The organism is Pseudoalteromonas luteoviolacea (assembly GCF_001696455.1).
Lineage (GTDB): Bacteria > Pseudomonadota > Gammaproteobacteria > Enterobacterales > Alteromonadaceae > Pseudoalteromonas > Pseudoalteromonas luteoviolacea_C.
This window is the reverse complement of sequence record NZ_MAUJ01000003.1, coordinates 304027-329904: the sequence shown is the minus strand read 5'-3', so window position 1 is coordinate 329904 and position 25878 is coordinate 304027. Positions and strand designations below refer to the sequence as shown.

At 41.9% G+C, this 25878-nt stretch carries 22 protein-coding genes; 10 read left to right on the top strand and 12 right to left on the bottom strand.

Going from position 1 to position 25878, the window contains the following annotated elements; all coding sequences use genetic code 11:
* Positions 1 to 47 precede the first annotated feature (47 nt).
* Positions 48 to 1313, top strand: a complete 1266-nt coding sequence (locus tag A7985_RS12185) for a sigma-54-dependent transcriptional regulator (RefSeq protein ID WP_065790737.1) — start codon at positions 48 to 50, stop codon at positions 1311 to 1313.
* Position 1314: 1 nt separating this feature from the next.
* Positions 1315 to 2604 (top strand): sensor histidine kinase, encoded by a 1290-nt coding sequence (locus tag A7985_RS12180; RefSeq protein ID WP_081310540.1) that lies wholly within the window; start codon positions 1315 to 1317, stop codon positions 2602 to 2604.
* Positions 2605 to 2881: 277 nt separating this feature from the next.
* Here A7985_RS12180 and A7985_RS12175 read toward each other — a convergent pair whose 3' ends face one another.
* Complete coding sequence (locus A7985_RS12175; protein WP_065790735.1) at positions 2882 to 4681, bottom strand: sensor histidine kinase; 1800 nt, start codon at positions 4679 to 4681, stop codon at positions 2882 to 2884.
* A gap of 101 nt (positions 4682 to 4782) precedes the next feature.
* Between A7985_RS12175 and A7985_RS12170 the strand changes: the two genes are divergently transcribed.
* On the top strand, positions 4783 to 5199 hold the full coding sequence (locus tag A7985_RS12170; RefSeq protein WP_065790734.1) for a BLUF domain-containing protein: 417 nt from the start codon (positions 4783 to 4785) through the stop codon (positions 5197 to 5199).
* Positions 5200 to 5897: 698 nt separating this feature from the next.
* On the opposite strand, the gene A7985_RS12165 is transcribed toward A7985_RS12170, so the two are convergent.
* The 4 genes from A7985_RS12165 to A7985_RS12150 all read right to left on the bottom strand — a co-directional run bounded on the left by A7985_RS12165 (position 5898) and on the right by A7985_RS12150 (position 11022).
* Positions 5898 to 6401 carry a hypothetical protein gene (locus tag A7985_RS12165; RefSeq protein ID WP_065790733.1) on the bottom strand — a complete coding sequence of 168 codons (504 nt, stop codon included), beginning with the start codon at positions 6399 to 6401 and terminating at the stop codon, positions 5898 to 5900.
* A 597-nt stretch (positions 6402 to 6998) separates the two neighbouring features.
* Positions 6999 to 7865, bottom strand: coding sequence for a hypothetical protein (locus A7985_RS12160; protein WP_065790732.1), 867 nt, complete (start codon positions 7863 to 7865; stop codon positions 6999 to 7001).
* The gene (locus A7985_RS12155) at positions 7862 to 10204 is read right to left on the bottom strand and encodes a fimbria/pilus outer membrane usher protein (protein WP_256096749.1); all 2343 of its coding nucleotides are present in this window, start codon (positions 10202 to 10204) and stop codon (positions 7862 to 7864) included. Before A7985_RS12155 ends, A7985_RS12160 begins: the two co-directional genes overlap by 4 nt.
* Positions 10205 to 10326: 122 nt before the next feature.
* Positions 10327 to 11022, bottom strand: a complete 696-nt coding sequence (locus tag A7985_RS12150) for a fimbrial biogenesis chaperone (RefSeq protein ID WP_065790730.1) — start codon at positions 11020 to 11022, stop codon at positions 10327 to 10329.
* Between the two features lie 215 nt (positions 11023 to 11237).
* On the opposite strand from A7985_RS12150, the gene A7985_RS12145 reads away from it, so the two are divergent.
* On the top strand, positions 11238 to 11969 hold the full coding sequence (locus A7985_RS12145; RefSeq protein ID WP_065790729.1) for a hypothetical protein: 732 nt from the start codon (positions 11238 to 11240) through the stop codon (positions 11967 to 11969).
* A gap of 339 nt (positions 11970 to 12308) precedes the next feature.
* On the opposite strand, the gene A7985_RS12140 is transcribed toward A7985_RS12145, so the two are convergent.
* From A7985_RS12140 to A7985_RS12130, 3 genes are all read right to left on the bottom strand, one after another.
* Positions 12309 to 13547, bottom strand: a complete 1239-nt coding sequence (locus A7985_RS12140; protein ID WP_065790728.1) for an extracellular solute-binding protein — start codon at positions 13545 to 13547, stop codon at positions 12309 to 12311.
* Positions 13548 to 13555: 8 nt separating this feature from the next.
* Positions 13556 to 15475: a methyl-accepting chemotaxis protein gene (locus A7985_RS12135; protein ID WP_065790727.1), complete on the bottom strand. Its 1920-nt coding sequence runs from the start codon at positions 15473 to 15475 to the stop codon at positions 13556 to 13558.
* Positions 15476 to 15842: 367 nt separating this feature from the next.
* Positions 15843 to 17588, bottom strand: coding sequence for an amidohydrolase (locus A7985_RS12130; RefSeq protein ID WP_065790726.1), 1746 nt, complete (start codon positions 17586 to 17588; stop codon positions 15843 to 15845).
* A 71-nt stretch (positions 17589 to 17659) separates the two neighbouring features.
* On the opposite strand from A7985_RS12130, the gene A7985_RS12125 reads away from it, so the two are divergent.
* Positions 17660 to 18343 carry a response regulator transcription factor gene (locus tag A7985_RS12125; protein WP_065790725.1) on the top strand — a complete coding sequence of 228 codons (684 nt, stop codon included), beginning with the start codon at positions 17660 to 17662 and terminating at the stop codon, positions 18341 to 18343.
* On the top strand, positions 18336 to 19493 hold the full coding sequence (locus tag A7985_RS12120; protein ID WP_065790724.1) for an ATP-binding protein: 1158 nt from the start codon (positions 18336 to 18338) through the stop codon (positions 19491 to 19493). Before A7985_RS12125 ends, A7985_RS12120 begins: the two co-directional genes overlap by 8 nt.
* On the opposite strand, the gene A7985_RS12115 is transcribed toward A7985_RS12120, so the two are convergent.
* Entirely contained in the window at positions 19494 to 19958 is a 465-nt protein-coding gene (locus A7985_RS12115; protein ID WP_065790723.1) for an OsmC family protein, read from the bottom strand.
* A gap of 125 nt (positions 19959 to 20083) precedes the next feature.
* On the opposite strand from A7985_RS12115, the gene A7985_RS12110 reads away from it, so the two are divergent.
* A complete protein-coding gene (locus A7985_RS12110; protein WP_065790722.1) occupies positions 20084 to 20986 on the top strand; it encodes a LysR substrate-binding domain-containing protein in 903 nt (300 codons plus the stop codon).
* Here the strand turns inward: A7985_RS12110 and A7985_RS12105 are convergent.
* The gene (locus A7985_RS12105) at positions 20931 to 21779 is read right to left on the bottom strand and encodes a hypothetical protein (protein ID WP_065790721.1); all 849 of its coding nucleotides are present in this window, start codon (positions 21777 to 21779) and stop codon (positions 20931 to 20933) included. The genes A7985_RS12110 and A7985_RS12105 overlap by 56 nt on opposite strands.
* 149 nt (positions 21780 to 21928) lie before the next feature.
* Here A7985_RS12105 and A7985_RS12100 point away from each other — a divergent pair, with 149 nt between their 5' ends.
* Positions 21929 to 22861 (top strand): hypothetical protein, encoded by a 933-nt coding sequence (locus tag A7985_RS12100; RefSeq protein ID WP_065790720.1) that lies wholly within the window; start codon positions 21929 to 21931, stop codon positions 22859 to 22861.
* A gap of 160 nt (positions 22862 to 23021) precedes the next feature.
* Positions 23022 to 23885, top strand: a complete 864-nt coding sequence (locus tag A7985_RS12095; RefSeq protein WP_065790719.1) for an AraC family transcriptional regulator — start codon at positions 23022 to 23024, stop codon at positions 23883 to 23885.
* A gap of 75 nt (positions 23886 to 23960) precedes the next feature.
* Here the strand turns inward: A7985_RS12095 and A7985_RS12090 are convergent, their stop codons facing one another.
* Together A7985_RS12090 and nhaR are read right to left on the bottom strand one after the other, a co-directional pair.
* Positions 23961 to 24245: a SelT/SelW/SelH family protein gene (locus A7985_RS12090; protein ID WP_065790718.1), complete on the bottom strand. Its 285-nt coding sequence runs from the start codon at positions 24243 to 24245 to the stop codon at positions 23961 to 23963.
* A gap of 38 nt (positions 24246 to 24283) precedes the next feature.
* Positions 24284 to 25177 carry a transcriptional activator NhaR gene (nhaR, locus tag A7985_RS12085; RefSeq protein WP_065790717.1) on the bottom strand — a complete coding sequence of 298 codons (894 nt, stop codon included), beginning with the start codon at positions 25175 to 25177 and terminating at the stop codon, positions 24284 to 24286.
* 145 nt (positions 25178 to 25322) lie between these two features.
* On the opposite strand from nhaR, the gene A7985_RS12080 reads away from it, so the two are divergent.
* Positions 25323 to 25613 carry a hypothetical protein gene (locus A7985_RS12080; protein ID WP_065790716.1) on the top strand — a complete coding sequence of 97 codons (291 nt, stop codon included), beginning with the start codon at positions 25323 to 25325 and terminating at the stop codon, positions 25611 to 25613.
* Positions 25614 to 25878 lie beyond the last annotated feature (265 nt).

The following is a 25878-nucleotide window of genomic DNA, read 5'->3' as shown; positions in this document are numbered from 1 at the left end:
AGGACAAACCCTGCTTGTTAATGTGCGAGCAGGGTTGATAGCAAGTTATGAACACAATTCTCGTTGTTGACGATAATCCAGATATATTGGATGCATTAGATCTACTACTGAGCATACATAATTACAAGGTATTAAGTGCTTCCAGTGTGAAAGAGGCTTTGCTGAGTGTATCTCGGCAGAAAATTGATCTTGTGATTCAAGATATGAATTTTAGTGAAGGCACCACGTCAGGAGAAGAGGGTAAACAACTCTTTTATGAAATAAAATCGCTTAACCCGGCTTTACCCATTATTGTTATAACGGCTTGGAGCCAGTTAGAGACAGCCATAACTTTAATCAAATCTGGGGCTGCCGATTATCTCCCTAAACCCTGGGATGATCAAAAATTACTTGAGATTATCGCGGAGCACATTGCTACTAAAAGTCAGCCAGATGAACACAATGCGCTCATTTATCAAAGTAAAGAAATGGCTGAACTGATTTTTACCGCCACCAAAGTCGCTGCGGCGCAGATCAATGTCTTAGTCACGGGGCCGAATGGCTCAGGAAAAGAAAAACTCGCGGATTTTATTCATCAAAAGTCGAAGCGCGCGAATGAGCCGTTTGTCAAAGTAAACATGGGCGCAATTCCGCAAGATTTAATGGAGGCTGAGTTATTTGGTGCTGAAAAGGGCGCTTTTACTGGTGCAAATCAAGCTCGTGCAGGACGCTTCGAAGCGGCTGACGGGGGGACTTTATTTCTCGATGAGATTGGTAATTTATCTTTGTCTGGACAGATGAAATTACTGCGCGTGTTACAAACGGGCGAGTTTGAGCGATTGGGCTCGAATGTAACGCAAAAAGTGGATGTCAGAGTAATCAGTGCGACCAATGCCAATTTGCTCATAGACATCAAAAATGGCGCTTTTAGAGAGGATTTATATTATCGCTTAAATGGCATGGAGTTATCTATATTGCCATTGCATAAGCGTAAAGGCGATATTTTGCCTCTGGCTCAGCACTTTCTTGGTGGCGACGCGGTTATCACCAAGGATGCAGAACAATTTTTATTACAACACAGCTGGCCAGGTAATGTAAGAGAGTTAGAAAACACCTGTAAGCGTGCGTTGATTTTTGCTGAAGATGGGCGAGTAACCGCCAGTGCATTCAGTGGCCTATCACAGTCAGCGTCTTTAAGTGAAAAAGAGCACATCTCTGCCGTGTTAGAAAAACACGATTGGACAATAGCGCATGCTGCACAAGAGCTTGGTTTAAGCCGTCAAACTCTCTACCGCCGTATAGAAAAGTTCAAATTGTTTAAGGGTGAACAATAGTATGTTATGGGTGGCATTTATTGGGCAAATTGCATTTTTTGTCTCGACTTACTTATATGTAAATCAACACCCGTGGTTATTACTGATAGCTGGTATCAGCTTTAATGGTGTCATTGGGTATATGTTTCACCAAAGGTCAAAACAAATTAAAAATGCTGATCGAAGCTTAGAGCAAGGCCTGTTGAGTTTAATGGACTCGGACTTTTCGGTCAGTATCCCAACTGATAAAGAAGACAATCGCGGTCCAATCTTTGAATTATTTAATCAATGTGCGGATAAGTTAAGAAAAGAACGCCAGCATTTATATCAGCGAGAGATGCTGCTTGATAAGGTGCTCAACACGTCGCCTGTTGTGACCTTTTTGGTAGATATTAATCAAAAAATCATTTTTGCAAACCGAGCTGCTGAGCTGATGTTTAATGATGGCAATTCAATTTTGGGGTATAGCTGGAGTGAAGTTTGCACCAATTTAAACTCTGATTTTGTGCAGGCATTACAACAAAGTGGTGAAAGTATATTCACGCTAAAAAACAGTCAAGGTGAAGAACAAGCTTGGCACCTAGCGAAATCTGGTGTGCGGATCCATCAAGCAAACAATACGCTGTATTTACTTAAATCCATAACTAATGAATTAAGTCGACAAGAAGTTCAAACATGGAAAAAAGTGATCAGGGTGATCAGTCATGAACTTAATAACTCAATAGCGCCGATTAGTTCCATGTGCCATTCAGGGCAATTATTAGCGCAGAATCTTGATGAGCCGAGATTAGACCGTGTATTTAGCTCAATATCGCGTCGTATTGGCCACCTTAACGAGTTTATAAAAGGTTATGGGGCACTGTCTAAACTAAAAATACCTGATAAACGTCTTGTTGATTGGACAACGTTGTTTGATCAGATTGGCGCGTTGTACAGGTTTGATCTGATCACGGATATCCCTAATGTCGAAGTATATGCAGATGAACATCAAATTGAGCAGGTGTTAATTAATATTTTAAAAAATGCTCATGAGGCACAATCAGAGACGGATAAAGTATCACAAGTGACTATGGCTATTTCGGCAGTAAAGCCGCATGGTATTAGCATAGAGATTTCAGACACTGGGCTTGGTATGGCACCTGAAGTTTTGGAGAATGCATTGTTGCCTTTTTACTCCACAAAACACGCTGGGACGGGCCTTGGGCTTGCACTCTGTCGAGAAATTATCGAAGCCCATCAAGGTAAGCTGTCTTTTTACAACCGTAAAAGTGGCGGGCTAACGGTGAGCATTTTTCTGCCATCTGCGTTGTAGTGGTAATAATGAATACATCGCATTGGCTCTAAAGGAATAATTTTCACAATTAGTTACAAAACAAGTGTTTAAGGTGCTTGTTTGTTTTTCTTAACGGGACTAAATTGGAGCTTAAGGAATAAACCAGAAATGTGAGTGTTTTGTTAGGTAATGAGTCATTTCAACTTTTACCGTTTACTGCCTTGCTCTTTTGGTGGCTGAGCCCATCTTCCTGATCCAGGAAGGATATGGCAGATGGACACATAAAAAGCCTTATTCTTTAAATACACCGAGAGTTTTAATGGGGTGAACCTTCAGTTTGTATCGGCAATACAAGAGTAAATTGACAGTATTTGCCTTCTTGTGAGTCAACGAGTAATTTGCCTCCGAGCCTTTTGCTCAAATTATAGCTGACGGAGAGCCCCAGTCCCGTCCCTTCACCCACTGCCTTGGTGGTGTAAAATGGATCAAAAACATGCTTTTGCTTTTCAAAACTGATACCAGGACCATTATCTCGAACAGAAATGTGAATAGCCCCGTTGGTTTCTTCTGAGCTGACTTCAATAACGGGCTCGGTTGATGGGTGAGTTGCCAATGCTTGATAGGCGTTTTTGATTAAGTTGGTTAGGATCTGTTGAATGAACCCTGCATTTGAAACGATTTCGCTCTGGTGCGTGAAGCGAGTCTTAATAGGGATATCGCTAACATTTGTTGAACGAAGGAGCGTAAGGCTTTGTGATAACAGATCTTTTAGATCAAGTTCTGTGCGCTGTGCTTTACCATTGAAAGATTGTAAATCTTTAATAATTTCACTGACTCTAGATAGGCCCATCTGAGATTGAGCTACAATTTCGCGCATATCGTCGTAGATAAAGTCAATTTCCGATTGGCCCCGATAATGGGTTATCTCATCTTTAATCTCATCACGTCTATTTTGGTTGCCAACTTCTACAGCGCTTAAAAATTGGTCATGCAAATTTTGCAGGTTTAAAATGCTATCAAGGTAGTTGTCCATCGAACCAAAATTACTGAGGACAAAAGACAAAGGGTTATTGATTTCATGGGCAATACCCGCTGCAAACTGCCCTACTGTGGCCATTTTTTCGCTATGCGCAAGCTGTTCTTGTGTCTCTTTTAGCTCGATCAAAGCGTGCTTGAGTCGTGTACATTGCTTTTTGAGCCGTCTCTCAGATTCTTTACGTTCAAGTAGCATAGTGAGCTGCTCGGCTGCTTTGCTGATCACATCGATTTGACGCATGGAGACAGACTCCATCGCATTCTCATCAATGAAAAACACCATAAGCTCCAATACCTTACCATAGACAACAATGGGGAATATAAGATAACTACTTAGTTTTAATTTGAGCAATTGGCCCAAGGCGGAAAATGCATCAATGCTTGGCAGTAAGTCAATTTGCGGTTTTTTTTCATTGAGGGCCCGTTGCAAGTACGGAGGTAAAGTGGGAAGCTGAAACGCTTGGTTTAACGTATTTTCTAGTTCGTCTAAGTCAGGAGAGCAGCTGGTTATCGTTCCTTCTCCCTGCGCATTGATTTTGATTCTGCATTGTACAGAAGCGCAAGCAATACTAGATAGCGCTTGCATAAACTGATGCATGACTTCGTTCACATTGTTATTATTTCGGTGTAAGTGCGCGACACTCATTAATAAGTTGCTCTCAGCTTGATGCTGTTCAGTGACTTGTACAAAGCGTCGCCAAGCTTTGATATTGCGGTCAATAACGCTTTGATTAAGCGCTCTCTTGTCTGTGGTTAAAGTAATAAAGCTAGCAATGCTATATTCCTCTATCCAGTTTAACGCATCTGGCATATGCTCTGGTGGATGTGCGACAACAAAAATTGCGTCTTTGTCTTGCATGGCATGTCGGACATGCGATAAAACTTGACTGGCCAATTGCTCGGACTCAGTATCATTCACATATAAAACTAAGACGCCGGGGCGGTGCTTTCTATAGGCTTTTTTAAAAAGTTTAAAGTTTTCTGCATTGCGCGTTTCACATTGAGATTGCGCTAGAATGGCCTCTAACTCTTCAGAAGTTGAGCCAGATACCACGACTATTTGGTTGTTTAAATTGTCCATAACTCAGCGCACCTTGCCTTGTTTTTTGTTTAACTATAGCCAATGATTAAATTTTGGACGAAAGATCAGCTGCGTCAATAAATTACTAGGAGAGTGATAAAATGAAATTGGTTAGATTGGTGTATTACAGTCAGGCTTCTCGAACCATGAACTTGTCAGACTTACGCAATATTTTAGAGACTGCCCGCTCTAACAACAATGAATTAAAGGTTTGCGGCATGTTGTGTTTTGAAAACGAGTTTTTCTTGCAAGCACTCGAAGGAGAAAGAGAAACAGTGAATGAGTTGTATCTAGATATCGCGGATGATCCGCGACATGAAGGTGCGACCATACTCAGCTATGATGAAGTTGAACAACCAACCTTTGAGCTCTGGAAAATGGGGTATGCTGCTGGTTCCGAAGCGTTTTACGAGCTTCTGCGTAAAAATGGCCAAGTTGAGTTCGACCCAGAAGAGATGTCTAAAGAGCAGGCTTTATCGTTTTTGAAAGGTATGGCCGCGTGTCAAACTGAGGTCTAGATACGTTTTACGCCATTGACAGTTTTAAGTATTAAAACCTTGGTAGACGCCAACATATTATGGATTGGTTATTACTTCTTTCTATAAAACGGTGCTGTTTTTTTGAGGGGCTGGGGCTGATTTATATAGTGAGTTAAGCAGCCTACATCCCTTGATGTCCTAGCAAAATTGTTGATTCCTGTTAAACCTACCTAGTTAATATCAGCGGCTAATTATATAATAAAAGCTTACTTCTCTTATATCAGCCGATGCCTAGTTAGCGACTAGTTCAATTGTGACTATTCAAGCTCGAAAATACACAGCACACTTTATTATAAATAGATGAGTTAAATATTGTTTATTGGAGAGTTGAATGGAATTTTAAATCTCGTTTTTATCTATTTTAATGTGGTTTTGTTTTTTAAATTATATAATTAGGTGTTTGTTACTTTAATTTCAATGTGTAATTTTATTATTCTTAGTGATGTATTTTATAATTATTTAATTAGTTTTTTGTAAATTGAAATGTGCTAGACGGTAATAGATGAACTGCGCGGGGTTAGCGGTAAGCAATGTATTGTGTTTCATAACAAACATGGTTGCCATGAATCGCCAGAACACGCTTAGAATGAAAAAGAGCGAACTGCTTTAGTTCGCTCTGATTTTTACAGTTTAGGCAGTATAGATTAAGCCATAAACTTTGCTGCCTAAATGCTAAATTAGTTAGGGCTTACAGTTACAGTGATAGTATCTGAGTAAGTACCTGCATCATTTAGACCGTTTGACTGTGGTGTAATTTTTAGTGATGTTGCTTTTGTTTCACCTGTAGTACCAGTACCAGCAGAAGTTGCTTTAGAGTGCTTATATGCACCTGTTTGAAGGTCAATACCTGCTGTGTCACCAATGTTAAGTGTGTATGCGATTTTGCTGCCTTGAGCATTGTTTGCAACTAAGAAACCGCCATTTGCAGAAGTATACTCAGTTGTTGCATTTTCACCTGTGTTACACCAAACATCTAAAGTACCGATTTCTTGAGTTTGTTGAGAAGAGTCAAGCTTTAGGCCTGTAACACTGTTGTTACCGCTGCTTGTTTTACACATTGGTTGGATTGTACCTTCAAAAGTGAATTTTGCTTCAGTACCTGTTGTATCTAAAACTGCTGCTGCAGCGCCCATTGAAGTGATTGCAGTTGCAGCTAGTAGTGATTTAAGTAGTGCGTTCATGGCTTTTCCCCTTAACAAAACACAGAATTGGTTTTTTATTTAGTTTTCATGATTAGGTGTTGTCACCTTAGTTGATATTTTAAATGCACAGGGCGTGCCAATAGTGAAAAAATATTTCGTCACTTTTTCTTTTTTGTGAAGCTTTCTTAAAGTATCCCTTTAATATCAATTGCTTGCCTGTCTAAGAATATTTGTTAAATCTCATAAAACTTCTCCGGGTTACTGAACGAGCTTGCTCAATAATGACTTCAAAACTCGTACCACGAATTTTTGACGCGGCAAAAGTCACTGATAAGCGGGGATTTATATTTAATGACGGTATTTTGACGATAATGGGATGGTGATGAGGTAATTAATTAAGGTGCGCGTTAATTTTATGACGCTATTCATCGAGTTACCAAACAAAGTGGTCTTTTTTTGAACTGATTAGGTGAAATGCACGCACTTTGTCCGTTTTCTGACATTAAGTATGGATATTGTTTCCGTTTGATTTATATCGTGGCGTGTGTGCCAATAGATTGATAGGGAAGTGTCAAAACACGACTTCCCTATCCGGTTTACGTTATACAAGAGGATTGCGAAGGAGCTGCAGTGTGATTACCTTGGGTAAACGGTCAATGATAAATTATCTTGGTAGGTACCCGCAGGCATCAGTTCAACATTGCCCAGCTTAAACTCAAATCCATACCATTTGTTTTTAACGCCGGGATAAAAGTTATAACTGCGATGGAGTCTGCCAGATGATGAGATTTGTGTGTTATCAAACCGAATTGAGTAGTCAATGAGCGCTTGGGTGTTAGTTTCATGCCGTAAGCCATTGTACTCAGAGTCTACAACTATATCGTAAGAGCTGTTACTCAGTATTTTTATGCCCCAGTTAAATCGCATATTACTTTTAAGCTCACCTAAATCAATGTGGTAATTACCATTGCTGCCAGATACCTTGCCTTTACTGGAATTGGAAAGAGATATCGCAACTTGTGGCTCGGAGTAATAGGTTAAATCGACATATTGCTCATCAATGATTTCATTGTTTTTGACGACAGACACAATGACGTGGCCTGTATAGGCACCAGCAGGGAATAGGCTGTAGTGTCTTAATCTGACCCACATTTGCGTAGAACGGTCTTTCAGGTCAGAACGCCAAATACCATTTCTTACTTTGATCTTTTTGAATTGGGCGTCGTACAGCTTAGCGTACTTGTCTTGTGTGGGTCCTGAAAACACCATTGAGTAGTAGTAGACGTCTTCAACCCATATTTCATCGGCACAGTCCAATAAACTATCAGACACTTTTATTTTTAGAGGTATATACACCGTGACACGGTTGTTGTGCTCCTCAATGATTTCCGAAGGATTAGAAGTGGCTAACATACTGCCATAACAGTCGTTCCATCTCGCCATCGCCTTGGGGGCGGCCAGCAAAAAGCCTAAAATCAGCCAAGTAAAGATCACGGATTTCATTCGTTTTCGCCTCCTTCAGGCTGACTTTTGGTTAGTGTAAGCGTACCCACTCTTATAAAGCGTTGTTCTTCATCAGAAATACTAAATTGTCCAGTCATACCATTAATTTCAACAACATAATCGCCGACGCTGATCCCTTCGACCACAAATCGCCCTGTGCGGTTGGTAAATATCGGCACGCTCAATGGTGCTAAATCATTGTCACTTGATACCTGAGCTTTTACAACACGCCCGCGTTTCATTGCAATTGGCATGCCCTTATCGTCCAAAAGGTTGCCGATGATAGTATAAGAAAGCTCTGAACCTATTTGAATGTGGTGGCCTGTGCTGGCTCCACCTACCACGACGTACATGCCAGGACCCCAGTCATAACCAAGTGGGGCATCAGGTACATCAATGTTGAGTTGAGAGTTGCTGTATCCATTCCCCAGTTCAATTAGAGCGCCAATATCCCCGCTTGGTTTAGTTTGTGCGCGGCCTTGGCGGTCCACATTTACTAATACTTCAGCATCTTTCAAGGTATTATGCTTTGTCACAACGGCAAAGGGGGTAGTGGTGGTCGCACCCATACCTATATGGCCGTCGGCAACACCTAGACTGGTAGATAGGTTAATACTCGCACTGCTGTCAGCGTGTTGTTGTTTGCGTGTATTATTAGTGGCGCTGATATCTGCTCTGACAAACGCACCAGTATAACTGGCTTCTAATTGCTCCTGCCTAAAGTCACTACCTTGCTCTGCACGTACCTCGTAGCCATAGTCGTTGACAAAGTTATTGTTTGTCTTTGCATAACTTGCACTGGCGACTTTATCTCTGCTGCTATACTGAGTGCGGGCGCGATTACTGGAGTTTCTGTCGTAGTGATTCCAAGTAAAATTTAAGAAAAACTGGTTGTCAGAGACAATTCGGGCATCTTCACTGTCGTTATGCGCAAAGCCTGCGCGGACCCTTATTTCTTCATAGCGTAAATTCAGTTCAATGGAGGCGTTTTCCGTAACGAAGTTGTCGCTGCCTTTGGCACGAGACGCACTGAAGTTAAAGTCTAAATTATCACTAATAAAGTAGCTGTAATCCATAAATGCTCTGCTGCTACTTGAGATAGTATCAAATTCCTGCCAAGGTGTGTTGGTGAAGTCGCTTCTCACTTCATAGCCCAAGCGTAAATTGGGTGAACCAAAATTACCATGGCCAAAAACACTATGTTCCGTTTCGATAGAATAGATATCACCGTACTGATTACTGGCTTTACTTTTGGAGTAGCGGACCGAAATATTACCAATAGGACTATTTACTGTGGCTATCGCTCCCAATACATGACCACTTGGGTGTGAAACACCATTCATGCCCAAAGTGAGTTTGTCAGTAACACCGTATTCATAATTGCCTGAGACGAACAGCTCGTCGTCATACTCATAACGTCTTTGTTCTAAGGTCGAAAGCTTCCCTAATGCTAGTGAGTAGTCACTTAGCCCCTTGGCAAGTAGTCTCGAGTTGTAATGTGTAGTAAAATAGAACTCTTGGGTTTCCCCATTGGCATAGGTTGCAACTACTTGAATATTATTTACCCCTGATGTAAGCGGTAAATCGCTTAGGTCATAGCGCCCAGCTTTCAATCTGATCCGTGAAATCAAGAAATCATTAATGTAAATCTCAAGGTTTGCCGCACGGGGTAAAACAAACTGTTGGCTGTTACTAGGCGTGATCCTGCGCTGTGGTTGAAGCCTCGAATAGGCTTTCTCGAAGCTAATGCCAGCAAGCTGAGCGCCTGCAAGATGCCCAGAGCTATTAATTTGCGTGTCTCCAAGTGTAATGCGCAACGGCTTATCTGGCCTGTCATAAAACAGGGCGATATCTCCACGATATACATCACTGTCTTGGGTGTTGCCGTTTTCCCAAAATAATGCGCCTCGCATGTTCACGCCGTCGCCACCACCTAAATTAGCGTTCATTAGCCACTCTAATTGAGATTTATGGTCATGGCTGTTATTGCTACGTTCGTGGTTTAAATTGAAGTTGTTGAGCATGGCCCAACTTGCTTCACCCTTTGGTTTATCAAAGTGCTTTTGTCTGCCATAGGTGAGGCTGTCAGTGGCCATGGCCGCTTCGGTGAGAGTCATATCAATGGTTAAATCTTGCGGCTGCATTTTTAGTTCGATGCCCTTGGCTGCGAACTCTTCCAGTGTGATTGGGGTATCCCCTTTGCTCGTGAGCCAATCATTTACGCTCTCACTGAGCACAGATTGTAGGCTGTTTCTAAAATCAGCCGCAGAGATAGAAGCTAATTCAAAGCCATTAGTGGCGGCAGAAACTTGCCCTACCTCGGCAGAATTTAGCCGCACAGGGAAATCCATATTGAATGTTGCGGCAATTGAAGTACAAGCCCAAAACAAAAGTAGTGAGAAAATGACACACTTATACTGAGCAGGCTGAGTATATAAGCCCGTTTTTAACATGCGTTGTCTTACTTTTTGTCAAACAAGTTGATAAGCGCGGCACTTGGCGTTGGCTTGTCTTCTAACAAAGGCTTGATGTCGAGCTCAACTGAATGTCCAGGCATAACGAAGCGACCCGGTGTCACTGACTGAAACTGAGCCCAGCTCACTTTAGTTTTGCCGTCATGAAAGTGGTAGTCAAAGTTCGACAGGTCTAATACGCGTTCACCTTCATTACTTATAGTCAGCATACAAGAGTCTATTTTTTCGCAGTTTATCGTACTTTTTTGTTGAGCCTTTATCCCTTCAGGACTAACAAACACTAAAGTTGCGAAATTAAACACCATTTTTACACCAGACTTTTCATCTTCGTTTGGTAATGGCAGCTGCTTGAAGACAATGCGGTATGAAGTTGTTTCTTTAAGTTCCGGTGAACCCAAGTATTTGGCGCGAAACACTTGATAGCTTTTAGCGGGTACTTCTACCTGTGGAGGGAGGACGATAAAATCATCTTCTGCTGGCACTAATACTTCAGATTGGTTTGCATCAAAAGTGCGTTTGAATACCTCGATTTCAATTGGCAATGCGCTGTCACTGGGATTTTGTAGACGATAAGTGACCAGTGAATTTTTTCCGTGCGACGCAAGGTCAACAATCATTGGTTGAACTTGGTAGGCCATCGCAGGGGTCGACAACCACAAAAGTAATAACAACAGTTTACGCATCTGACTTCCAATTAAGAAACGGGACAAATTTTTGCTATACGATACCCTGCCTGTCTGTTAATACAAGGGTAAATTTTAATTGAACGGTCATATTAGGTTTTTAAGCCTGATTTATTGGCGTGCGGATGATTTCTTAATGCGTAATGTGCGTTACACTTAGTCCTTGGTTGGCATATCAATTTGACTTGTCCATTAGAAGTATTGTGGAGTGATAGATGTACTTACTATTGTGTGTGTTATTATTGGGCGTTTCTTGTGTGTTGTACTTATACAGCGAAAGGCGCAACCAACCTCAATCAAGGCAATTACCCAACCTTGAAATTTACCCACGTATTGTAACCAATGATTTTATTCAAGAATTTACCGAAAGCTATCCTGCAGACACCTATGTGACAATGTTTTCTGCAGAAGGGCAGCTATTTTTGGTTGCTGCTACGACACCGGATGAAGTCAACCCAGATGATGTCGCATCTAACCATCACACGCCCGTATTAGCATATTCAATTACCGAATCACTGTCTGCGATTTTTGTCATGCCTGAAGGTGATGTGGAATTGGTGCTGTCAAACAGCCATATAAAGGCACTGGGATTACATCGAGACGAGCTTCTTCAGTTAGCAAAACAAAATATGGCTAAGTTTGCTAGAGAACAAAATTTACAGCACACCTCAATTTATAATCAAGAGTGTGGATTTGTAACTGCCAATGGGACATATGAGTCCTCTCTTATTCTGTGTGAACCATATATAGAAGGGTTAAAAAAACATTTGGGTGGGAAGCTGCATGTCTTTATCCCGGTTACCAACAGTTTTATTTGCACCGGAGAGCAGTCTCAAGAGGCTATGAACCAAGCAAAACAGGCTGCTGAGAGGCTATATGAGCAGAGTGAGAATAAACTGATAAACAAACGGTTAAGCTATGTTAATGGTACATGGCAAGAGCACTAATATACGAAGGCCTTCTAGCTGCCAAGCTTAATAGGTATATTTAATATTACGCTCTATTGTGTTGTACTCATTATTTAAATAGTGATTATGTTGTGATTTGCACAGTAAAATGATGGGCCACGCTACCTAATTATCGGTAACGTGAAAAATATTTAATTGTGATGATATTTTTTGATTTTTGGCTACGCTTATGACCTGTAATACAGTTGACTAATTAAACTCTGGCAACTGTATTCTAAGGTGTGTTTTGATATGTGTTATGGAGAGTAGAATCATCATATTATCTCTACACACCTATATTACTCTTTTAGGCGTCTAATAATTATCTACTCTATCAGCTTAAACCTGACAGTGTTTAACACCAATATATTGCCAACTATTTAATCCTTTCTGAATATGTAAAGCTGCTGAGTGTGCGGACGCGCCCTTAAAAACCTGTTTAATGGCCTCTGTGACAAGCTGCTGATAGTTTGGACTACCTTGGTTTAACGAAGTAGCGGTAAATAAACTGGCACTGTAGCTTTGCTCGTTCAGTAGTCTGGCTTGTTTTCTCACATTTTGGCTGTTGATTTGAACATGCCCTGCATATGCTGGTACTTCGTTTAAGGTATTGGCAAATAAGTTAGCAAAAGCCTTTGTGGTGGTGAAGTCTAGTACTTTTTGGGCCAATACAGCATGTGAACCAAGGGCATTAGCTTGATACGTACCATCTGCAAATCCGTAAAACTTACCACTGGCACCTGGTACGGGCCAAAATTCTACTTGATAGCTTTTGTCTACTTGGTAAAACACGGAGTTGGGGCCGGCCCGCCAACCGCCATCTAACGCCAAGGCTGAGTTACCCAGCGCTTTACTCGTGCCCATACCGTGGTAATCCTGCGTCAGGACATCTTGATTGATAAAACCTCTGCTGTGCCAATCCTGTAAGGTTTTTAGAACAGTGACATACTCGTTTGAAGTAAAGCATGCTTCACCTTGAATAAGTGCCTGTGCATGCGAAGCTTTTAGTAACCCTGCAGTCATTACTTCTGCAACAACCTGTGACAAGTACCACTGATCACTGGCCATTTGCAGTGGAGTGATACCCTTATCTAACAAGTGTGTGAACAGCCTCTCTAATTGCAAAAGGTTTTGCGGTTGCGAAGCCAAGTTATGCTTGGTGAGTAGTTTTTGGTTAACGAGGATCCCTTCAAGCTGCATAGCGAAAGGAACGCCATAGAGTTTGTTATCCGCACCTGTGGCTGCGGGTAACGCATTGCTATTAATGGTGGGCAGCGTTTTTGTTTGTGGCGCTACTAGTCCAAATTCAATAAGCGGTGCGAGTGCTGCAGGGCCCGGGGACCATTGAAATAAGTCGACACGCTGGTTTTGTATTGCTAATTGCACATGCGCCTGATACGTGTCGTAATCGATGACTTTGACATTGACGTGGATGCCGTCAATAAGGTTGCGCTGGTTAATCTTTTCCCACAATAGCCGCTCTTGTTGCCGCCATGTGTAAAGATCTAGTTGTTGTTTTGCAAAGGTAAAGCTTGGCCAAAGCAGTACAGTTATGAGGAGGTATAAATACTTGGACATCACAGCCTCTATTTCACTTTAAATTGTTCATTCATAGCGACTAATGCATCAGATGCATTGTCGAGCTCGTCTGCAGCAGCATTATTTTGTTGGATTTGTGCAAGGGTTTGCATTGACAGCGCATCAATGTTTTCAATGCTGGTACTGATCTCTTGCGCTGCGATGTGTTGTTGCTTGGCAGCCTCAGCAATGACCTCATTAAGCTGATGAGCATCACTGACACCTTGAGCAAATTCTTTGATTTGCACGTCGATTTCCTGCGCCATTTGACGACTGGACTGAGTGTTATCAAGTGAACTATTTAGTGCTTTAACCGCGAGATCAGAAGATTGCATCAATTGATTTATTTTGGTTTGAATTTGCTCTGTGGAGGTTTGGGTTCTCATGGCTAAAGTACGAACTTCATCGGCAACTACAGCAAAACCTCTGCCGTGTTCAGCTGCTCTAGCAGCTTCAATCGCTGCATTAAGGGCCAGTAGATTGGTTTGATCAGCAATGGTGTCGATAACATTTATGACTTCTTCTATCTGCTTACATTCTTGGTCAAGAGAAGCGACAGCCTCTGCTGCCGAAGTCATTTCACTGCGCAGTTGCTCGCTGAGCAGCTGGTTTTGTTGCACCAACCCCTGAGACTGAGTTGCCAAGCTGTCAGCCTGTGCCATTAAGTTGGTGGCTTGCTCTGCTGTGCCAGATATTTCGCTCGACGTCGCTGTCATCTCCAATACGGCACTGGCAACTTGCGTGGTTTGGTCCTTCTGTTGATTTGCGATGATGGTAGTATGTTGCGCGCTTTGAGAGAGCGTCTCAATGGAGTGGTTTATTTGTCCTGACTGAGTTTTTATATCCGTAATAATATTTACAAAAGCAATGCGCAAGCTGTGTAAAGAAAGACGTAGTTGCGATATTTCGTCTTCGCCTTTGACGTCGATTTCATTGCTTAGATCTCCTGTCGCTAGCTTTTCGATGTCTGTAACAGTTTGCTTTAATGGTTTGCTGATACTGCGCGTAATAAAATAGGCCATAAGTATGCCAAAAAGCAGTGTCGTTGCTGTTGCGAGTGAAATCCACACGAAACTAGACTCAACAGATAATGTTGTTTGATCTTCCATTTTGGCGCTAAAAGCGCGGCTTAATTCGCTGATCTGCGCCATATCAGACTTTAACTGTTGCAAGCCGGTTTCAACCTGTGACAGATTGTTGATCAGTACGTTTTTGCTCGATAGATAGCTGCTTTGCAGAGACTTAATACCGTCTTGCTGACCCATTGTCCAAGCAAGCTCAGTGGCGATATTGCCTAAAGGCTGAAGTATATTGCGTTTTAATGTGCTGTTGGCTCCCAAGGCTTCTAGCTGATAGCCTGTGTTTACATAATCGTTCAGCCAAGATTTATACTCAGCTGAAAGCGCTTGCAAGTCAGATAACTCATTAATCAGCAAAAACTGTTTCGCGATGGATACGCCATACCTGAGTTGACCAAGTGCTGTGGTGATGAGCTGAGACTGTTTGTATTTTTGATAGCGCCCAGTTAAATCAGCTAATTGTTTATCAAGCGCGTCAATGTGTGCTTGATATTGCTGTAAAGTCGCTTTGTTTTTCAGGGCGGCACTGGCTACAGTCATTGACTTGTTTTGTGCAATAAAAACTTGAGATTTGCTGAGCTCGAAGTCTTCCAATACGCGCAACTTTTCCTCATTGTCTGGTAAGTTCGCAAACAAGGCTGACATTGCGTCCAACTCAAGTTGAATGGCATTTTTATACTCTTTAATGGAACCTTCCAATTTCAACTGCTCAGAAATGCTATCTGTATAGTAATGTTGATAAACAAATAAATTGAGTTGGTCCAGTTTGCTTTCTACAGAATTTACTTTAATATCAATTGGCTGGGCGACCTGAGTCACCTTTTTCAAGTTGCTATTTATCTCTGTCATTCGAAACAAAGAAAACACACTTATGGCAACCATTGCCAGGAGAACTACCGTGTATCCGATTGATATTCTTGATATTACGGATGATTTGAACATGGTATGGGTACTTAGGTTTAAAATTTGCGCAATGGTACCACTGGTAGAAACAAAATAACCTAGTCATTATTCAGTATATTTAAATAATTAAATGTGATTGTGCGTAGCTTAAGTGTTGATGAAGTGTGGTGCGTGTATGATAAAAGTAATGGTTATTAGGTAAGTAGATCTTCGATGATAATAAAATAGTCTTAAAGGTTGTGCGTGAGTTAATATATTTCAATTGGGTGACACAAAGGCACTTAATACACCTGTGTGTCACAGTCTTATTCACCTACTTTTTATAGATGACCTCTCCGTCTAGCAGTGTCATCACAACATTTGTTTGGGCAATTTCCTGTATTGTGCTGTCAAACAGGTTTCTATCTAAAACCACTAAGTCAGCCAGTTTTCCTACTTCTATACTACCTACAAGGTGATCCTGACGCATGGCATAGGCACTATTTAGCGTATAAGCCTCGAGTGCTTGTGCCAAGGTGATTGCTTGTGGCGTTCTCGATATCGCGTTACTAATGCCGATAAATGGGTTAAAAGGGCTTACATTCCAATCGCTTGAAAGTGTCAATGTAGCATTGTTTGCGATCAAGCTTTTAATGGGCACTAAATCTTGCGAACGTTCATTGCCAAGCAGCGGAATATTCTCAGGCCAATGACTCGGATCAGTAAAATCGCCAGCGACTTGTGCATCAGCAATTACCCCGAGCTTGTCAAACCGTGTATAATCAGCCGGGTCCACCACCTCTAGGTGCGTTAATCTGTGGCGAGATTTACCTGTAGAAGCATTTTCAATGGCATTGAGCGCTTCGTGAATACCTCGATCGCCAATAGCGTGAATATTAAAGTCAAAGCCTGTAGGTTCGAGTGCTTTGATGTATTGCTCTAACCTGGCTTGCGTAAAATAGTTTAGACCTTTATTACCCTCAAGCTCTAGCCAGTTTTGATGATAAGGTTCGTGCATTGCTGCAGTTGTATTGACTAAAATCCCATCCACATAGAACTTAACTTGGTTTACTTTGAGTAAACTATCTGGTTGCGCTTGGTACAACGACTTTAGCTTGGCTATTTGGCTGGCATCATTCATTTGCGGATATGCCCATAAGCCCAAATGCACGCGTAGCGTTAACTTATCTTCATTTGCTACACGTTGCCATGTTTCTAAATGTCCACGTTGCCAATAGGTTCGCGCATCACTAATTGACGTGATCCCCGCTTTATTTAAGGCTGGCATTGTATACTCTATTAACCCCAAATAATCATTTTGTTGAGCGTTACTCAATGAGCGCATGGCCAATTCCATGACTTGATTACCGGCATTATCATAGAGAATCCCATCGAGACGCATTTGCTCATCTCTGCCGATCACACCGCCAATCGGATCTAAACTATCGCTATGAATACCAGCAAGCTCCAAAGCTTTACTGTTAACCCACATTGAGTGTGATGTTTGCTCCATAATAATCACCGGGCGATTAGCAACTGCCTCGTCAAGTACATCCAGTGGGCTGTCTTGCATCTCAAGTAACGTGCCGATGTTATGGCCGTATCCAATCAACCATTGGGCATTTGGATTCTGCAATGCAGCTTCTTCTACTAAAGCGATGTATGTGTCGGTGGATGCTGATTCTGGGATGGTAAATTGTGTGGCATCTGAACCTGATTCTAGCGGATGCATATGAACATCATGAAAGCCCGGCATCATCATTTTTCCTGCTAGGTCGATCACTTGCGTGCTGTCACCTATGTACTGCTTTGCATCTTCATTGCTGCCAACAAAAATGATCTTATTGCCTTTAATAGCAACAGCTTGTGCCCAAGGTTTAGCCTCATTTACGGTATATATAGTACCGTTGGTGAACAGCTGTGTCGCGAACTCGTTAGATACCTGTTCTGCCGCTGTTGGTGGTTGGGGATCGTTGCTATTGTTTGAACTATTTGTCGGGTTACTTGAATCTGAGTTACACCCTGATAGGCATAGACCAGCTAACAATAAGGGAAAAATAGGCATATTTGTTACTCGCATAGTTGACTCCTGTTAGATGGCGCTACACTATCAAAGGCATGGTAACCATAAGGTAACAGTGTAGAGGCTTTATGCTGGTTTTGCTTGTTGAAGACGATGCTGCGTTAGCTGCTCAATTGATTGACTTTTTGCAACATGAAAATATTGAGGTGGATTATGCCGCTTCTATTAGAAGCGCGAAAGAGATCGCTGCACAAACAATAAGATATAGTCGCTATGATGCGGTAATTTTAGATATGGATTTGCCTGATGGCAATGGCATCAGCTTGGTCGGTGAGCAAATGTTAGGGCAAGGTGTTCCAGTGTTATTTTGCACTGCTGCGACTGCTCTGGAAGATAAGCTTGCTGCTTTTTCAGCAGGTGCATTGGACTACATAACCAAGCCCTTTGATTTACCTGAGTTGGCCGTGCGTCTGAAAATCTTGGCTAAGAAACAAGAGACTCGGTTTGAGCATGTTTTTGAGCTAGATACGTTGTTTGTTGACTTTAATTCGAAAATTGCCAAGCGCGGAGAGCGTATTTTAGTATTGTCGCCACAGCAATGGGTACTACTTGGTTTACTAACAAAAAACGCACCTAACCCCCTCAGCAAAGAAGAAATATTATGTAATGTTTGGCCAGATCAAGATGTGAACAATAACATGTATAAGTCGCTACTTACGCGTTTACGGAAAAACATAAGTAAAGATGGTGAGCTTGAGCTGGTACATACAATTAAAGGTCAGGGTCTTATGCTAAGGAAGCATAGTGAATAAAAAACAGAGTATTACAGCTTATTTAGCTAAGCGGATAGGCGCATTATTTATCCTATTCGTTTTGGTATGGACGCTGGTTGCGAAGTGGGTTTACCACTATGCGTGGGATGATACGACCGAGTTTTACTTGCATCAAGATTTAGAGCTCGCTTTGAGTGGGCAATTGGCTTTGCCTTATCACTTTGAAGGTAAATATATTGGTGCGCTAGACCAGATGCCGACAGAGTACCGCTTAGCAGTGGAAAGTACTGAGATCATGTTCGCCCATACCGCGTTATTTGCCACCCAGTCTGGAGATATGTATATCCTTAAAGCTCAAGGTGTAGATGAAGAGCCATTGTATGTTGTCCACTTTTTTTCAGTACAAGACTCACCAAGTTTGATGCCTATTTTTATCATCTTAGCTGGCGCCATGCTGTTACCGCTTGGGTTTGTTATCTGGCGTATTGGTGCCCATGTTTCCAAAGAGGCAGACAATGTTTTAGAGAGTGTCGCAAATCAAGTCATAAAGCCGTCTCAGTTTTCTGAATTCGACCAATTTGCAACTGTGTATAAAACGGCTCAATTTGCTCAGCAGCATGCGCTTGATCAAGAGCGATTATTTGCTGCTTTTTTAAGCCATGAAATACGCACACCTTTGACAAAGATTAGCCACTGTATGAGTAGAATACAGCAAATCGATGACATTCCGCTTGAGGCACTAGATGTGCTGGATACCTTGGAGGTGAGTCAGCGTGAATTGTCGCAAATAGCACAGGGTATCTTACTGTTAAGCAGACCGAACTCGAGTCAATTGCAAAATCATGCTTTGAACAATGTGCTCAAGCGTTGGCGTACTAAGTGGCATGAGCATGGATTGATAATTGAATTGCAAATAGAAGAGCACCAAATTATTCAAGCACTACATACTGTGCTGTTCAGTTTAATGCTAACCCAAGTCGCAAAAAATGCATTGCAGCACGGGCAAGGCGCATTAGACGTATACGCATCTGATCAAGGCTTACGTTTTGAAAATAGCGTGGGGGGGAATCACCCATCTAGTGGTTTTGGTCTCGGGAGCAAAATCATTAAACAGGTGTGTGATTGCTTTGGCTGGTATGTAAAGAGCACTGTGCATGGTGAGCGATACGTGCTCGAAGTCATCTTCTGACTATTGAGGCTGAACTTCAATTTCTGTGAGCACAGAATTAGCAAGGAAGCACGCTTCGTGGGCTTGATGATGCAAAGCATGCAAGGTTGTTGCCGCCACAGTAGCGCCGTCTTGCCATTCGACTTTTGGCTTGAGTATGATGTCTGTGATGGCAAGCTTTCCTTGCGCGTTGTGTTTCATGAGGCCTTCAGCACTATCCACATAGCGATTTACCACGAGTCCCGCTTTGGCTGCAAAATGTAGAAAAAACAGCATATGGCAACTAGAAAGGGAAGCTACAAAAGCTTCTTCAGGGTCAATGTGTTCAGCATTAGAATAAGGAAGTGGCACTATGGTTGGTGACGCAGACGCCATGACTTGTATACCTCCGTCAAATGCCCACGTGTGTACTCGGCTGTATTTCTGATCTATAAAAATGTCATTTTGAGGGCGTTGCCAAGAAATTTGCGCAATATATTTTGCCATGAAAGATACTCCCTGCACTGAGGTTGATGGTTATATTTGAGGGTGAAATTGCGTTTTAGTATGCATTTGACAAGCCGCTTTGAGAAGCGATAATACTTCAAACTGATTTGAGTAAATTTCACATCATGAGCAAGCCAAACTATTCACTGACTGCGCTTCAGACGTTTTCAGTTGTCACCAAAGAACTCAACTTTTCAAAGGCTGCAGAAGTTCTTAATATCTCTCCGAGTGCAGTGAGCCATCAAATGAAGTTGCTTGAGTCACAGCTTGGTATGAGCTTATTTCATCGAAAGTCAAAAGGGGTAACATTAACCAATACGGCCAAACAACTGGCTGAACAAGTTAATAAGGGGTTTGAATTAATCGATTTTGGGGTGGACGCAGCGACACAACCCGAATCTGTGCAGCGCCTCGTACTTGCGGTGGTCCCGTCACTGCTGGACGGTTGGTTAGTGCCAAGGTTAAATGACTTTTATGATTGTTTTCCTAACGTTGAGTTGCAGTTGATTGCCGCAGATCAATTGGTAGATTTTAATCAGCGTCATATTCATGGACATTTACACTTTGGCCATGGACAGCATACAGATCTGGAGTGTATTTTTATGGCGCATGAATATGTATATCCGGTTTGCGCGCCAAATTATAATGGTCAAGTCAATGCACTCAGCAACTTTCTTGCCTACCAAGGTGGAGCAGAAGACGCGCCGAGTAATATGAGCTGGGAAATGTGGTTTAAAAGTCAGAAGTTGGATATGCCTAAACAGCTTAACTATCGGCGCTTTAGCCATGTCAGCCACACACTGACAGCGGCAAAATGCGGTCAGGGCATTGCGCTTGGGTGGCATTATATTACAAGTGATTTGTTACACGATAAAGCGCTAGTCAAGCTCCCATTTAAAGCCGTTCAACTGCCCTTTTCTTATCACTTGGTGATGCCAAAGGACAGTGCACAACGCTCACTGATGCGAAATCTCACCCATTGGTTAAAGTCTCAATTTGCGCGTTCACAGCTTGTCTCTCAGAAATGATTAACCATTGAAAAACCCACGGAAGCTGAATAATAAGCAGGCTCGAACTGATATATATAAACCAGTTAACGGTCCTAATTAATGGGAAGTAACCTTGTCCCTGATTGCCAAATAACCAAAACTGTCCAATGAGTGCATCTGCTAATGTCGCGAGCAGTAGACCAATGACAAGTAAATAGTAACGCTTGGGAGCCCCAGACTTAGCTGCTTTTAGCAATAGCAAGACGGCAACGCTGGCACATTGTGCAACCAACAAAGCGTAAAAACCAGCCAAGGTAGATACGTAGGGAGCAGTATCTGGCAATCGCATTTGTGCATATGAGAGTAAAGTTACACTACTCACCATTAAAACTACCGCAAAGATTTGGCGGTGTGTAATTGCTAGCCGTTTAAGAAATGAATAACTACTCAACAAAATTAACCCGTAGCCTATTGAGAAAACATAAATCGAGTCAATTAAATAGTCGTGTTTTATTAGCGGATCGTAGCGATAACCATGCTGAAAAAGATTGAAATTAACTAAATCTCCAAACGCGCAAAATAAAACTCCTAACGCAACCAGCTTCGCGCAAGTGATAGTTTCTCGGTTTTCACAGTGAGTGAGCAAAGAACGCCATGTAGCTGCGGCAATAGCCACAATAGCAAAGGTTGTCAGGGTTTCTAATGCATGCTGGTACAAACGAGAAGCTTTGGAATAGGGCCACAAGTCCGATAAAACAAAGGCTGTTTGTGCTGCACATATCACCCATACTAAAAAAGCAGCGCGCGATAAAAATGATTTATCTATACTCATGATTTGCAATTACCCCCTGACCTATGGCTAAATTTGGTGTACAACTTTTAACAGTTTTTTAGTGTCAAATAAACTACATTACTGAATCGAGTTTTGGCCAAGGAAGCGTTATCAATATAAAACCTCTAAGTGGGTATAGTAGGTACACAATGTCTCAAACTAAAAGTAATATAGCTCTAGGTATCGCTGCAGCAGCGTTAGCCCTGTCTTTGTATAACCAAGTATTTACTCAATCTCAGTCTCGCTCTGAACCCGCTATAGCGGTTTTGCAAGACAGTGCGCATCACGTATCGAACACTGACGCCTTATCGAAAGCGCAAATCAGCCAAAGTCACCTCGATCTTGGAGCAATGGATAAAAATGCGCTTATTGAACGCATTGAGTATTTAGAGGAACGGATTCTCGACATAGAAAATCGTGCATTTTCGAGTACGCCATCTGTGGATGGTATGGAGGAAGTCATCCTTGCAGTACTAGAAGAAAAAGAACGCAAAGACAAAGCGCAAAATCGAGAAGATAATCCGGTATATGGCTTTTATGAAGATCTTCCAAAAGACTATGATCTCAAATTAAAAACAGACCCCGAATTTGCAATGAAAGTCAGTCAAGACTTGCGTAGCAAAGTACTTGATGAGAGCCTCTCACCTACAGAGCGCCTGTCGGCAATGGGCCAGTTGCAAATGAATATGTATATTCTGAATCGTACTCAGGGCGAGATGTTTGACTATGAGACGGTTGACGCAGTACTTGAGATTAGTCGCAACAGCCAAGATGAGAAATTAAAAGTGCAGGCTTTAGAAGTGGTCGCACACACGCCCGTGGTCGATACGCGTATCGCTAAATCACTGCAAGATATTATTGAAAAAGAGCCTAATAAGTATATGAAGACTATGGCTGCTGAAGGTCTGATTGGTCAGTACTATCAATCTGGTGAGTCATCTCCAGAGCTCAAGCAACAACTTGCAAGTGATATTCTGGATTTATACAACAATTCGAATAGTTCAGAGGCTCAGTTAGTTATGCAGCGTTTGATCAGTGATGATGAGTTACTGGAGCAGATCCGTCGAGATGCAGGGCGATAATATCGCCTTCTCAACATTCGCATTCATCATAGATTCCCTTATTTTACAGGCAATATGATGGCCAATAGGTACTGGATATTAGTTGGTGATTGCGCAACTTTAGTCAAGTATATGAGATTATTAGACCTTAACATCGCCTTTTTAAGAGAAAAATAGGCCGATGATGCACCAAAAATTTATCAAGGTACTAGATTACATAGAAGCTAATCTTGATGGCGAGCTGGATATAAACCAGCTTTGCCATGTTGCCCATCTATCCAAATACCACTTTCACAGACAGTGCTCTACTTATTTTGGTATGCCTGTTGCCTCTTTGGTGAGGTTGTTGCGCCTTAAGCGTGCGGGGTACCAATTAGCATTCAGAAATGAGATGAAAGTTGTTGATATTGCATTGAATGCGGGTTTTGAAAGCCATGAAGCATTCTCTCGTGCTTTTAAAAAATACTTTAGCTTGACCCCGACAAATTTCAGGAATAAGCCAGATTGGACACAATGGCATATTAAATATGACGATATTATAGCGGTTCGGCGACGGTGTCAGACTACAAGTCTGATGCCGAATATTGATATCGTCTCATTTGAGGAAACTTTGATAGCGACGATTGAGCACCGAGGTGACCCCAGACTCGTAGGAAACAGCATTAGGCGGTTTATTGATTGGCGGCGAGAAAATAACTTGCCGCCCAGTTCCAGTAAAACATTTAACCTAATTTATAGTGATCCTAACTTAGTGTGTGACGATGAATACCAATTAGACATAGGGTGTGCTATTAACTTACCTGTGCAAGATAATGCTCATGGCGTTGTCACCAAACGGATACCGGCAGGGGAATGTGCGGTTTTGAGGCATGTGGGGAGTGATGATACTTTAGGGGCGTCGGTCAATTTTCTTTATGAAACGTGGTTAGCTGATTCTTCATATCAGTTGAGAGACTTCCCTATTTTCTTGGAAAGAGTACGTTTCTTCCCTGAAGTTGCAGAGCGTGAGATGGTCACTGATATTTATTTACCAATCACAAAATAGGTAATAATCAAATATACCCTGAAAGAGCATTGAGGATGTTAACTCTTTCAGGGTGTCATTACTCTGCGCCTTTAGTTAATTCGTGTGTTTATCTATGTGTCCTAAATCACGCTCTGGACACAGCAAATCTCGAACTCTACGTTTTAGCTCTTTGGCTTCAGGGAATCCGCCGTCTTTGACTCTGCACCAGATAAGCTGGTCATTGTAGTAAATTTCAAACACGCCTTTTGAAGCAGGGGCAAGTGCGACTTCTTTTAAATCTTGACCAAAAGTAGATAGCAGCTCCTGAGCAAGCCAACCACTTCTTAAAAGCCATTGGCATAATACACAATAGTGAATTGTAATCTTTGGTTTATCCATTGCGCTCAAATCTTATTATTCAAGTTGTTCAGAGTTAATTACTCGCCTTCTTTTTGTGCGTTTTGCACAAACTCGGAGTAAATTGAATCCTTAATGAGTCTATCAGGTGTAAAGGCGTAATAGTGTTGATAAACGTTATCTATGCTGCCAATGAAAGTGACATCATAGTGTCTTTCTATTTCTTCTTTGATTGACAAAGGGGCTGGGAAAATGCCAAATCCCTGTTGTCCAAGTGACTTCATTAGGGCGCTGTCATCTACATGTCCAGCGACGGACATCTTGATCTCAAGGTCTTCGAGCCAGTACTGAATCGCATTGGTAACAGGGCTTGTCTTTGCCGGTAAAATAATGGGCATATCTTTGAGTGTATTAGGGAAGTCTTTGCTCAATTTTGCGTAATAGTTGGAATTGCCATAAAGGCCGAGTTGGCTCTTTCCTATCTCATGACAAAACGCTTTGAATGGCGTTGAACTGTCCAGCGGTTTATCCGCGAGAACGAGATCGATTTTATGTGTTGCCATTTGTGCTAATAGTTCAGACTGCTGACCATCAATACAGTGCAAGTTTGTGATCCGTTCATGCTTGATAAGTGGAGAAAGCCATTTTGAAACAAGTGACTTAGGCAGGGCGTCAGAAATACCGACCTTTAACGTTCGATTTAGGTTGTCGAGATCTCCTCGTGTTGTCTCGAGCCATTCTTCTGCAACATTAAACATATCATTTGCATACTGTTGTGTCAGTTGCCCATATTCGGTAAGCCGCAGTCCTCTTCCCTCGCGGACAAATAAGGGTTTTCCTAGGCGCTGCTCTAGGCTCGTGATCTGAGCGCTGATAGTTTGAGGGGTCAGGTGTAACACTTTACTGGCGGCTGCAATGCTGCCTAATTTACTTACCTGCCAAAAATAGTACAGGTGGTTATAGTTGATATTCATAATACTTCGTAAATTTCGATGCCAAACTAAGAATTAATCAGCTTTTATCTTTGATTCCACCTTAGTAGATTTAATTCATCGACGCAATCAGTAATTTCATTATGAATGATGCTTTTAAGCGTTTAATTGAACGAGGTCAACAGATATGAAATTAAATTTACGTATGACGGGCAAAACCCTAGGCGCAAGTGCCAAGAACGCTGCTGCAAAATTGATTACCACCAAATTTGCCAAATACGTTACTAATATTCGTAAGGTAAAAGTACATATAGACGATGTACCTTCGAAACTTCATGGCACGTTGACCCAATGCCGCATTGAGGTACTGCTTCCTGGCTTGCCAAGCATTATGGTCAAAGCAAAGGGAAAAGACTTCGCGCAAGCAATTAAGCGGGCGGTATCTAATAGCGAAACCGTATTGACGCAAAAGTTGTGATGTTACTGTTGAGCCCCTTGAGTACTCCAATGTACTCAGGGGGTTGGCAGTTTTATCAATGATTTTATACTACTAAGTAACACTCCCAAGCACTTGCTGCGGCACGGAAGCTGCGCTTTTTATCCCAAAAAAGACATTATTTTACAGGTGCTCATATTCATTTGTTAACAAACCACTTTGTTTATAGCCAATATGTTCATTATTCCTTGTAATTAATATTTTAATTATAATGATAAAAATCAACTAAAAGCCTTCTAACTAGTTA

Coding starts and splice junctions, on each gene's coding strand:
- A7985_RS12185 (WP_065790737.1), top strand. CDS start 48: ATGAACACAATTCTCGTTGTTGACGATAATCCAGATATATTGGATGCA.
- A7985_RS12180 (WP_081310540.1), top strand. CDS start 1,315: ATGTTATGGGTGGCATTTATTGGGCAAATTGCATTTTTTGTCTCGACT.
- A7985_RS12175 (WP_065790735.1), bottom strand. CDS start 4,681: ATGGACAATTTAAACAACCAAATAGTCGTGGTATCTGGCTCAACTTCT.
- A7985_RS12170 (WP_065790734.1), top strand. CDS start 4,783: ATGAAATTGGTTAGATTGGTGTATTACAGTCAGGCTTCTCGAACCATG.
- A7985_RS12165 (WP_065790733.1), bottom strand. CDS start 6,401: ATGAACGCACTACTTAAATCACTACTAGCTGCAACTGCAATCACTTCA.
- A7985_RS12160 (WP_065790732.1), bottom strand. CDS start 7,865: ATGAAATCCGTGATCTTTACTTGGCTGATTTTAGGCTTTTTGCTGGCC.
- A7985_RS12150 (WP_065790730.1), bottom strand. CDS start 11,022: ATGCGTAAACTGTTGTTATTACTTTTGTGGTTGTCGACCCCTGCGATG.
- A7985_RS12145 (WP_065790729.1), top strand. CDS start 11,238: ATGTACTTACTATTGTGTGTGTTATTATTGGGCGTTTCTTGTGTGTTG.
- A7985_RS12140 (WP_065790728.1), bottom strand. CDS start 13,547: ATGTCCAAGTATTTATACCTCCTCATAACTGTACTGCTTTGGCCAAGC.
- A7985_RS12135 (WP_065790727.1), bottom strand. CDS start 15,475: ATGACAGAGATAAATAGCAACTTGAAAAAGGTGACTCAGGTCGCCCAG.
- A7985_RS12130 (WP_065790726.1), bottom strand. CDS start 17,588: ATGCGAGTAACAAATATGCCTATTTTTCCCTTATTGTTAGCTGGTCTA.
- A7985_RS12125 (WP_065790725.1), top strand. CDS start 17,660: ATGCTGGTTTTGCTTGTTGAAGACGATGCTGCGTTAGCTGCTCAATTG.
- A7985_RS12115 (WP_065790723.1), bottom strand. CDS start 19,958: ATGGCAAAATATATTGCGCAAATTTCTTGGCAACGCCCTCAAAATGAC.
- A7985_RS12110 (WP_065790722.1), top strand. CDS start 20,084: ATGAGCAAGCCAAACTATTCACTGACTGCGCTTCAGACGTTTTCAGTT.
- A7985_RS12105 (WP_065790721.1), bottom strand. CDS start 21,779: ATGAGTATAGATAAATCATTTTTATCGCGCGCTGCTTTTTTAGTATGG.
- A7985_RS12100 (WP_065790720.1), top strand. CDS start 21,929: ATGTCTCAAACTAAAAGTAATATAGCTCTAGGTATCGCTGCAGCAGCG.
- A7985_RS12095 (WP_065790719.1), top strand. CDS start 23,022: ATGATGCACCAAAAATTTATCAAGGTACTAGATTACATAGAAGCTAAT.
- A7985_RS12090 (WP_065790718.1), bottom strand. CDS start 24,245: ATGGATAAACCAAAGATTACAATTCACTATTGTGTATTATGCCAATGG.
- nhaR (WP_065790717.1), bottom strand. CDS start 25,177: ATGAATATCAACTATAACCACCTGTACTATTTTTGGCAGGTAAGTAAA.
- A7985_RS12080 (WP_065790716.1), top strand. CDS start 25,323: ATGAAATTAAATTTACGTATGACGGGCAAAACCCTAGGCGCAAGTGCC.